The sequence below is a fragment of the Priestia sp. AB genome (genome assembly GCF_028369225.1).
GTDB classification, from domain to species: Bacteria; Bacillota; Bacilli; order Bacillales; family Bacillaceae_H; genus Priestia; species Priestia megaterium.
Window position 1 is genome coordinate 669,808 of sequence record NZ_JAQMYN010000002.1, and the last position, 10,141, is coordinate 679,948.

Consider the following 10,141-nt stretch of genomic DNA (forward strand, 5'->3'; position numbering starts at 1 on the left):
TTCTATATCGACACAGTTCTATAAAAATTAAAGCATTTTACCTAGTTTTCTTTTCTGCTCGTCCATTTTTTTGTCGAAAAAACGCTTCTTTATATCATATGAACGACAAAAAAAACGTGTGACATAAATCAATTGATTTAGTCACACGCTTTTATAGGTCTTTTCACCTTTTATTTTTTCATTTCTTCATATGCCACGATACCGTCTGCAACATGATTCATCAGCTTTGTAAGGTAAGCCTGATCAGACAGGTTCCGGTCTTCTTCTGGATTCGTCATATACCCCAGTTCAACTAGCGTTACGGGTACAGTCGACCAGTTAAATCCTGAAAGATCACTGCGATAGCGAATGCCGTCCACTTCGACAAACTGATCTTTTTTCACCTCTGTCAGAATAGCTTGAGATGCCTGCAGACTGCTTTGATAAATAGACTTTGTATAGGAATTATCTTCTGCAGGAGTAAGCACAGAAAATCCTTTTACAGAAGCATTTTCAGAACCATCTGCATGGATACGTACGTGCAGATCAGCTTTTGAATTATTCGCAAGCTCCGCTCGTTCCCGGTTGCTGATATCTACATTATCAGAACTCCGAGTAAGCTTTACGGTTATGCCTTTTTCTTCGAGCAGCTGTTTTAATATCATAGAGGCTTCCAACGTCAGCTTGTATTCCGGCTTCTTGGTCACTACGCCTGATGTGCCTCCGGAAACCTTTATTTTTGTTTCTGCTGATCCCGGTCCGATTGGCTCTTTCTCCAGGTTAGCCTGAGATTGATGACCAGGATCAATGTAGACTAAAAAAGAAGGAGGATCCGCTTTTTCAGGCATGTTGTTTTTTACATTTTTCACTTCATTACCTGCTTCATGAGGCTGTACTGCTTGGAATTGTGAGATCGGCTGCTTCACTCTTTCTCCCTGCGCATGAGCTTTTGGTACATTTCCGCTAACGACGGCTTTCTCTGTTTGACCTTTCATCATAAAGAAAAATGAGAGTACTGCTACTATTGCAACAATACCTATTCCATAACTCCATACTAATCGCTTCATCTTCGCTCACCAAACTTTCGAATAGAGTGGGATATTCCTTATGTTAAAGTACAAAATGTGTTAACGTTATTATCTCATAGAATATGGATTTTTTTGTATAAAACGTTAAAAATAATATCGGCAATACGTTACGTATATACCAACAAAAAAACAACACTACATAATGTAGTGTTGTTTTTTAAAAAAATGACGGATGGTTAAATCCGTTTTGCACCAATATAACGTGCTTTCCAGTAGCTGTTGCTAAGAGATGTAATCGTCACGCCTTTAGATGTAGAAGCTTGAAGAAACTGATTATTTCCTAAGTACACGCCTACATGTGAAGGACCTTTTTTATACGTTTGAAAGAAAACTAAATCTCCTTTTTGAAGCTTTGCTTTTGAAACGCTTGTCCCTACTCGATACATTTGTTCCGTTGTGCGCGGAAGTGTTTTTCCAGCTTTTTTGAAAATGTATTGAATAAATCCCGAGCAGTCAAAACCTTTTGTTGTTGTGCCTCCCCATTTATAAGGAACACCCATTAATTTTTTACCAGTAGCAATAGCCGTGTCCTTGTATGAATATGACGCTGCTTCTACTGTTTGAGCAGGTGCAATAAACGGACTGGCTCCGCTAAATAAGACTGCCGCTGCCGTTATAGACCCAATGATGGCTTTTTTCATTTTTCTCCTCCATTATGTAACCGAACGTTACGTTTCTATGAACTTATTTTTCAATATGTTCGGTTTAATTATAATGAAAAAAGCCTCAAAAACTATTACGCTATGATTAAATAATGTTACAAAATGGTTACTGAGGTATTTTTATCTTTAGATATGCATAAAAGAGGTTGAGACATACCTAAGTCAATCGAATCTACAGACGAATAAATGAGCTAGTATGAATCGCTTGTTACGCGGCCGTTGATTTCCGTGCAAGACTTCGCTTTCCGCGGGCGGCCGTTGAGCCTCCTCGTCGCTCACGCTCCTGCGGGGTCTCACCTGTTCCGCTTTTCCCGCAGGAGTCTTCGTCTTGCTCTTCAATCAACAAATAGAAACAACTACATAAACGAAAACTACGTTCACAATCACAATGAAAAAATCCGAACGAGTTGGATTCTCCATCAAGAATCTCGATTCATCGTTCGGATTTCCCTTTAACTAAAACACTCTTGTCTCAGCCTTTTTTCTTTTACTTTTCTTTTTGCTGTTTCAAAATTAAGTCCTGTTTCGCTTTAGCATCGTGATGCTGCGCTAATTCACGTGAAAATTCTTCATTTGCTTGATCCGGAGCAATTTTTAACTCTTTTGGTGTTTGAGGCAGTGACCCTTTGTTGTTATGTGATGATTTGTGATTATTTGCTCTTCCCATGTTGAGACCTCCTTGTATCAATCATTTGTTTTTCATCTTTAGTTACTATTCCCAACTTTTCTAAGCAAATTCAAACGAAAAAAGATCCGAACGAATAATCGTTCGGATCTTTCTTCAACTACAATGCTTTTGTCCCAGACTGTTTGTTGTTATGATACTTTTTTTGTTACTTCGTTAATATAAGCTTTCTTGTGTTCGTCGTTAAATTGTCCTTCCCACTTCGAAATCACGATTGCGCCAAGTGAGTTTCCAATTACGTTTACCGCTGTACGTCCCATATCTAACAAACGATCGATTCCAGCGATAAATGCAAGCCCTTCTACCGGAAGTCCTACAGATCCAAGCGTTGCAAGCAGTACAACAAACGATACGCCCGGAACTCCTGCAATTCCTTTAGATGTAACCATTAAAATTAATATCAGTGAAATTTGCTGTGTGATGCTCATATCAATACCGTACATTTGCGCGATAAAAATCGCAGCAAGCGCTTGATAAAGAGTAGATCCGTCTAAGTTAAATGAATATCCCGTCGGAATAACAAAAGATGTAATGGCTTTAGGACATCCGAACTTTTCCATTTTCGCAATAATACGCGGTAATACTGTTTCTGAACTTGCAGTTGAAAATGCTAATAGCAATTCATCTTTTAACACTTTTAATAAGTGGAAGATGTTAACGCCTGCCCATTTAGCTACAAGTCCTAGTACAACTAATACAAAGAAAATCATTGTGCCGTAAGCAACAATTACAAGCTTACTAAGCGGAATCAGAGACGCTAGTCCAAATTTTGATACGGTTACACCGATTAATGCAAATACGCCAAACGGTGCAAACTTCATAACTAAATTCGTTACCCAAAACATCGCTTCTGCTGTGCCTTCAAAAAATCTTAAAACCGGCTTTCCTTTTTCACCAATGGATGCAATTCCAAGTCCAAATAGAACTGAGAAGAAAATAATTGGCAGCATGTCGCCTGCAGCAATTGATTCAAATACATTCGTTGGAACGATGTGAACAAAAGTTTCTACAAATCCTTTTTGCTCTGTAGCTTCTGCCGTTGATGTGTAGCTGCTGATATCTGATTTTTCAAGACCGCTGCGGTCCACACCAGTACCAGGGTGAAGCAAGTTAGCTGCTAATAAGCCTACAACAATGGCAACCGTTGTAATGATTTCAAAGTAAAGAATTGTTTTTCCGCCTAATTTACCAAGCTTCTTAATATCACCAACACCCGCAACGCCCACAATGATACTAGATATAACAATCGGCACCACGATCATTTTAATTAAATGAATGAATACGTCTCCAATTGGCTGCAGCACTTCAACTGCTTTAGGATTTCCGTAAAAAATAGCCCCTACAATAATACCTGCAATCAAACCAATTAGAATTTGTCCTGCTAATCCAAGCTTTTTGAACATATCTTTGCACCTTCCTTCTTTTTTCTAACAGCTCAAAGCTGTTTATTTGCACTTAATGTATTCCACAGATACAATTCAATTAAGAACTGTTTATTAAGTAGTTCTTTTATTCATAAGATTACATTATCATAGGCATCACAAAATCTAACAAAAACCTACTGAAACTAACAAAAAGTTTTTAGAAAATTACAAAATGAAAACGCTGTAGTTTTTTTACTACAGCGTTTGTTTGACTTCATAATAGAGCATTTGAATAAATTTTTTTACGTTTATACGACTCGGAGTGCTGCTTTTTCCCGTGCCTTTTTCTATATCTCTCATGCGCTGATGCACCATTGAAAAATCGAAAAACTTAGAAGCATAATTTTCAAATTTAGGATTAAAGAAGTCAACCATACCAAGAGAGGTCAAATGATTTAAAGACTGATAAATAGCTCTTCTTACTCGCTGCTCGGCTGCTTTCATTTCTTTTTGCAGCACGTCTTCTGAAAAAGATGGACCAAGCTTTCTCACGGTAATTTTCTCAAAAATTTCTTTGAGAGAAGGAAAATGCTGTTCATACATCGTGCTTTTTTCCGTTTGATGCAAGTAATTGATGATTTCAATCAAATCTTTACTTCCACTTTCCCCTAAAATCCCAAGTTCTCTTAAAAGAAACCTGCACGCCTCTGCCGGATCGCTTTCTTTTTTACCAAAAGAAGGCGTTTTTTGCTGATTTCCTACATTAAGTACGGTATTTAACGATTCTTGAATTTTCTCCATTGATTGTTGAACTTGAATTCGTTCAATTACTTTTTGAATGACCATGAGCACTTCCATACGATTAAGCGGCTTCGTGATATAGTATTCAATGCCAAGCGAGTAGGCTTTTCCAATCAAATCTTTCGTTTCTACCTGTGACATCATAATAATTTTCCCTTTAAAACTATCCTTTATTTTGCGCACGGTTTCGATTCCGTCTTGAATCGGCATTAATAAATCAATAAATAAAATATCAATCTGCTGCAATAAAGAAACTTGATCATTTAACACGATCCCGTCTTCTGCTTCTCCTATAACTTCCCCTAGATCATTATCTTCAATGATTTCAGCTAACATTGAACGAAAGACTTCGTCATCATCTATGATATAAAATCGCATATTAGTCCTTATCCCCCATTAACGTAGAAATAGGTAAATCTATAGCAAATTGAACACCGGGGCTTGGAGACAGATTAACAAATTGAATATTCCCTCCCAGCTGCTCGGTCATTTGCTTAACGTAGACAAGCCCAAGACCCGTAGAAGGCGTTCCGTCCTTTGCATATTTGGATGTAAATCCCGCTTTAAAAATAAGACGTTCATGCCTTTTTTTCACTCCGGGACCGCTGTCTCTTACATACAATAAAATGCGGTCTTCTTCTCGACATACGTCGATAATAATCGCGCCTTCTTTTTCAATCGCTTCGACCGCATTCGTTACTAGGTTATTAATTAATGATAAAAACAAGTACACATGATAGCGAGGATGCTCTCCTAAAATCGAATATGAAAAATGAATATCTTTTGCTAACATCGCCGCATATTTTTCGTTGCTGCGCATCACGATTTGAAGCAGACTTTCGATTTCCATATACTCAGAAAATTCTTCTTTTGTAATGACCTTGGACAGCCCTGCTGATATCCGCTGGTTGTCTTTTTTAATATCATGTACTTCTCCTGCAATTTGTAATGCTTTTTGGCTAAAATCGTGCAGTGAAGTAAGCTGGTGGGTATCCGCTTCGTGTAATTCTTCATACAAATCATACGACTTTTTCGTAATTCTCTCAGCGTCCTGCAGCGTTTTTTTCAAATGAATGGATTCCTCATATAAATTTGAAAGCACAACAAGCAGCTGATCATTTTTTTGAGAGATTTGTCGTTCTCTCAGCTGCCCCTCGTAAAGTTTGATCATGCTAAATAGGCATAAAACAAAGAAACTTCGAAAGACGCCTACAATAAAAATCTGCATGAACTCCGGAAACACAATATGATGATGAACCATTACATACATAAAAAACAATTCCATCCCGCCTGAAACCGTTTCGATGATGATGCTCCATATGCCAATAATCCACGGCTTTGAATGAAAATCGTTAATTTTAAACCAAGAAAAAGCAATGGCATAAACAAGATAATAAATCCCCGCTGAACACCTAATCTGCAAAGAATGCAGAAAATCAAATGATTCGTAGCTATACCAGTCAAGCCACATCCGAAAGCCCACTATAGCACTCGCAACTAAAATACCTGGTATAACAGGAGACACCTTTCTTAAAAGCAGCAGTGAAAAGAAAAAAATGGGCACAGCAAAGCTAACTCTATACGTATCATGAAAAGGATAATATTTAAGCTCTCCTGCTAGCGGCACAACGACTATCATCACTAGAATAAGTAAAACATCTTTTTTTACTACTGTATCAACTTTCATCGTTCACTTCCTGCACTTTTTGAACATAAGTATATAGTTTAGCAATCTAAAAGACAATCGCTCTTCCCCATATTTTTTACATTCCTACTTCCATTTATAAATATAGCCCATATATAAACAGTTATTTATTCTCTTTCATTATTCTCTGTAGTTTTTTAGATTTTCTTGTTTTATTTTGTAATTTTTGTTGTATAGTAGAAGTACCTTTTAAAATGTGAGGCTGTATCACAACTATTCAATTATTATTACATCACCTGATAGCTACACTAAAAAGGAAAACTATTATTTATAGGGGGAGCTTATTTTACAATGTGGATCATTACCGTTTACTCGAAAAACCAAAGTCCGACTATGTTTGAATTTGAATCAGAGGTAGAGGCGAAAAAGACATTTCAGGAGATTAAAGGGTGTAAGATCCTATCGGAAGTTATTTACTATAACGACCGAGTTCCCGCTTTAGCGTAAATCAGTTGATGTAGGAAATTTTACAAATTATCGGTTAAAAGCCACGTAAAGGGCCAAAGGATGATTCTATTCCTTTGGCTCTTTGCTGTTTGACTAGAAAAAATGAGACTGAAACATAATGAGATGAATCCAATCGAAAGACGAACAAACGGGAGACATGAGCTGAACTGCTTGTGACACCGCAGTTGATTTCCGTGCAAGACTTCGCTTTCCGCGGGCGGCCGCTGAGCCTCCTCGGCGCTTGAGCTCCTGTGGGGTTTCACCTGTTCTGCTTTTCCCGTAGGAGTCTTCGTCTTGCCCTCCAATCAACTGCTAGAAGGGTCTAACGTTGACCTAACAAAAAAACGAACCACTAATCAAACGTGTTGATTAATGGTTCGTTTTTCACTTCGTCTAACATACTTTTGTCCCAGCTTCGTTTTGCTTTGTGAGCATACTGACTGCCCACATTACGATAAAGTTGATAAGCAGCGCAATAAATCCGACATTGATATCCTTCATTTGCTGAGGCAGTGACGGAAATAACGTCCCAATAGTAGATCCGCTGATTGTAATATAGGCTACTACAATAATTCCAGCAACAATCCCCCATGCTGCTCCTTGTTTCGTTACAAAGTTATTTTTCTTCAAACTGAAAAGCAGAGATGGAAACAGCTGTGTCATTAGACTATAGCCCATTAAAATAATTGTTGACAGCGTCGTTCCTCCGTTTAGCGTAAAGTAAACGGAAATGAGAGCCACAACGGGTACAAAGCTTTTCGCTAAACGAGCAATATGCGCTTCGCTTGCTTGAGGCGCAAACGGTTTGTATATGTTTTTAGCCAGCAGCGTTGATGCACTCATTAACAGCATTGATCCCGGCACAAGCGCTGTCAGCAAACCCGCTCCTCCTATAATTCCAATAAACCAAGGATCAAAGGTTTGGATTGAGATCCGTAATAGCGCAAGATCCACGTCTCCTCCGCTTAAACCAGGAACTTTTAAAATAGCTGCAAATCCAACAAAAAATACAAAGAGCAGCATCAGCGTATAAAGAGGACTAATGATTGCATTTTTACGAAATACCTTTGCATTTTTCGCTGTATAGCTTGAACTAAACACCTGCGGCCACATATAAAACCCAAGTACTAGTAAAATAACGGTCGAAATAAACCACGAGACGCTTAATCCTTGCTCAGGAAACTTTAAAAACCCTGGCTTCGCTGTATTCACCGCTTCAAACATCGGACCGTATCCTCCGTAATAATGAAAAGGTAAATAAATGCCTAAAAATCCAATCACAGCAAGCATCATAATGTCTTTAATAACGGCCGTCCATGCAGAACCGTGGATACCGGATATCATAACATACAGCGTTAAACTGATAGCTCCCATCCAAATGGCTGCCGGCATTGAAATGGCACCGTATGATGCTTGTGATACAATAATCCCCAATCCTTTTAACTGCACAACAATAACAGGAATGACAGCAATCACTCCTACAGCAGCTACAAGCACACCAAGGTAAGGGCTTTTATATTTGCTTACAAAAAAATCAGGCTGCGAGACGAGCTTATGATCTCTTGCATACTTCCAAATAACAGGAAGAAGCCAGTATGATAAGACATATGATAAGCTAATATAAATTAACACATAAAGTGCAGGAGCTCCTTTTCCATAAGCCCATCCGCTTCCGCCTAGAAACGAAAACGTTGTGTAGATTTCTCCGGCCATCAGCACAAACACTAAAACAGCCCCGAAACCGCGTCCGCCTACCGTCCACTGCTCCAAGTTCATATCCTTGCCTTTGGTTGATCGTATGCCAAGAAAAATAGCTGCCACTAAAAATAGTAAAATAATAATAAGTGCACTATTCATTCTTCTTCCCCTTCCCGATTTCTGGGATCAAGCTTGTACATAACCCCTAAAATAATGGACGTAAGCACCACCCATATCACCATCCAAAACATATTGAACGGCATACCGAGAACAAACGGAGTAACTCGATTAACAAAAGGGAGAAAACCTAATATGCCTACGAACGGAAGGACAGACAAAATATAGATAAATTTCATGACTAAACTCCTCCGACTTTCTAAAACTAACTTCTTTATATTACCACATATTCCGTGTATTCAATGAAGGAATGCTTGCATTTAAACTGAAATAATCTCCAGAAGATAAAATATTCTGTACTATTTTACAAAAATACTGTTTTCATTTTTCTGAATAAATAGTATAATTTCTTCTTATAGTTCGCAGGAGGTATCGTACAGATGAAAACAATAGAGAAAATCAGTACATTTGCAGGAAAAACATTTACGCTTTGGGTTATTCTAATTTCCGTTATTGCCTACTCGTTCCCAGAGCATTTTGTATGGATTGGAAAGTACATCGTTCCGCTCTTAGGAATTGTCATGTTTGGAATGGGATTAACGCTGTCAGCGTCTGATTTCAGTGAAGTGTTTCGAAGACCGAAAGAAGTAGCACTAGGCGTGGTGGGACATTTTATCATTATGCCGCTTCTCGCATTCGGTTTGGCGATTGGTTTAGATTTACCAAAAGAAATAGCAGTGGGCGTTATTTTAGTAGGCTGCTGTCCAAGCGGCACATCATCAAACGTAATGGTCTTTTTGGCTCGAGGAAACGTTGCGCTCGCAGTTGCTATCGCTTCTGTTTCAACCATTTTAGCACCGATTGTTACACCGCTTCTCATTTTATTATTTGCAAGCAAGTGGGTCGATATTGATATCATGTCTCTTATTATTTCCATTATACAAGTTGTCATCATTCCGCTTGCTCTTGGATTTACAATCAAAAAGTTTTTTGGAAAAGCTGCAGAAGCAAGTTCCAAAGCTCTTCCCCTTGTTTCAGTAGTCGCGATTGTCTTGATTGTATCTGCCGTTGTGGCAGGAAGCCAAGCACAGCTTGCTAAAACAGGCGGTATCATTTTTGCCGTAGTTGTTCTTCACAACATTCTTGGTTTCACAATCGGCTTCTTCTTTGCCCGCTTATGCGGAATGGATCTAGCCAAACAAAAAGCAGTGGCAATGGAAGTTGGCATGCAAAACTCAGGGCTCGGCGTCACCATTGCTTCCACTCACTTTTCGCCGCTAGCCGCTGTTCCAAGCGCCATCTTCAGCGTCTGGCACAACATCTCAGGCTCAGTTCTTGCTTTTATCTTTAGCAAACTAAAAGACAAAAACCAGCCTTCGTCTGATAAAAAAATGGCTGGGTAATACAATAAACCTATAAGGGAAGCACAAAAAGCTTTTACCTAGGCGAATGCCACCAACCCCGCAAGGGGGGTGGCATTCGCTTAGGTATAGAAAAAAGAGACATGGCGCTTTTGCCATGTCTCTTTTTTCTACATCGATTCTAAACTATATTAGCCTCTTCCTGCTTGGAAAGAAGGGTATTTCGTCATACCA

Annotated in this window: 12 protein-coding genes; 2 read left to right on the plus strand and 10 right to left on the minus strand. The window is 38.8% G+C overall.

All coding sequences use genetic code 11. From position 1 onward, the window contains the following. Positions 1–170 precede the first annotated feature (170 nt). From POF52_RS09585 to POF52_RS09615, 7 genes are all read right to left on the minus strand, one after another. Complete coding sequence (locus POF52_RS09585; RefSeq protein WP_271992151.1) at positions 171–1,046, minus strand: N-acetylmuramoyl-L-alanine amidase family protein; 876 nt, start codon at positions 1,044–1,046, stop codon at positions 171–173. A gap of 197 nt (positions 1,047–1,243) precedes the next feature. Then, the gene (locus tag POF52_RS09590; RefSeq protein ID WP_016766438.1) at positions 1,244–1,708 is read right to left on the minus strand and encodes a C40 family peptidase; all 465 of its coding nucleotides are present in this window, start codon (positions 1,706–1,708) and stop codon (positions 1,244–1,246) included. A 229-nt stretch (positions 1,709–1,937) separates the two neighbouring features. Continuing rightward, the gene (locus POF52_RS09595) at positions 1,938–2,072 is read right to left on the minus strand and encodes a hypothetical protein (protein WP_271992154.1); all 135 of its coding nucleotides are present in this window, start codon (positions 2,070–2,072) and stop codon (positions 1,938–1,940) included. A 144-nt stretch (positions 2,073–2,216) separates the two neighbouring features. Continuing rightward, positions 2,217–2,396 (minus strand): YfhD family protein, encoded by a 180-nt coding sequence (locus POF52_RS09600; RefSeq protein ID WP_013055768.1) that lies wholly within the window; start codon positions 2,394–2,396, stop codon positions 2,217–2,219. Positions 2,397–2,545: 149 nt separating this feature from the next. Then, on the minus strand, positions 2,546–3,817 hold the full coding sequence (locus POF52_RS09605; RefSeq protein ID WP_074894094.1) for a cation:dicarboxylate symporter family transporter: 1,272 nt from the start codon (positions 3,815–3,817) through the stop codon (positions 2,546–2,548). A gap of 216 nt (positions 3,818–4,033) precedes the next feature. Then, a complete protein-coding gene (locus POF52_RS09610; protein ID WP_271992158.1) occupies positions 4,034–4,957 on the minus strand; it encodes a response regulator in 924 nt (307 codons plus the stop codon). 1 nt (position 4,958) lies between these two features. Beyond that, entirely contained in the window at positions 4,959–6,266 is a 1,308-nt protein-coding gene (locus POF52_RS09615) for a sensor histidine kinase (protein ID WP_034653913.1), read from the minus strand. A 309-nt stretch (positions 6,267–6,575) separates the two neighbouring features. On the opposite strand from POF52_RS09615, the gene POF52_RS09620 reads away from it, so the two are divergent. Beyond that, positions 6,576–6,731, plus strand: a complete 156-nt coding sequence (locus tag POF52_RS09620; protein WP_013055763.1) for a hypothetical protein — start codon at positions 6,576–6,578, stop codon at positions 6,729–6,731. 93 nt (positions 6,732–6,824) lie between these two features. On the opposite strand, the gene POF52_RS09625 is transcribed toward POF52_RS09620, so the two are convergent. The 3 genes from POF52_RS09625 to POF52_RS09635 form a co-directional block, all read right to left on the minus strand. Further along, on the minus strand, positions 6,825–7,040 hold the full coding sequence (locus POF52_RS09625; protein ID WP_271992161.1) for a hypothetical protein: 216 nt from the start codon (positions 7,038–7,040) through the stop codon (positions 6,825–6,827). Positions 7,041–7,124: 84 nt separating this feature from the next. After that, positions 7,125–8,588 (minus strand): sodium:solute symporter family protein, encoded by a 1,464-nt coding sequence (locus tag POF52_RS09630; protein WP_271992163.1) that lies wholly within the window; start codon positions 8,586–8,588, stop codon positions 7,125–7,127. Next, on the minus strand, positions 8,585–8,785 hold the full coding sequence (locus POF52_RS09635) for a DUF3311 domain-containing protein (protein ID WP_013055761.1): 201 nt from the start codon (positions 8,783–8,785) through the stop codon (positions 8,585–8,587). The genes POF52_RS09630 and POF52_RS09635 overlap by 4 nt, the downstream gene beginning before the upstream one ends. 201 nt (positions 8,786–8,986) lie before the next feature. Between POF52_RS09635 and POF52_RS09640 the strand changes: the two genes are divergently transcribed. Continuing rightward, complete coding sequence (locus tag POF52_RS09640) at positions 8,987–9,949, plus strand: bile acid:sodium symporter family protein (protein WP_013082056.1); 963 nt, start codon at positions 8,987–8,989, stop codon at positions 9,947–9,949. The last annotated feature ends 192 nt before the right edge of the window (positions 9,950–10,141 follow it).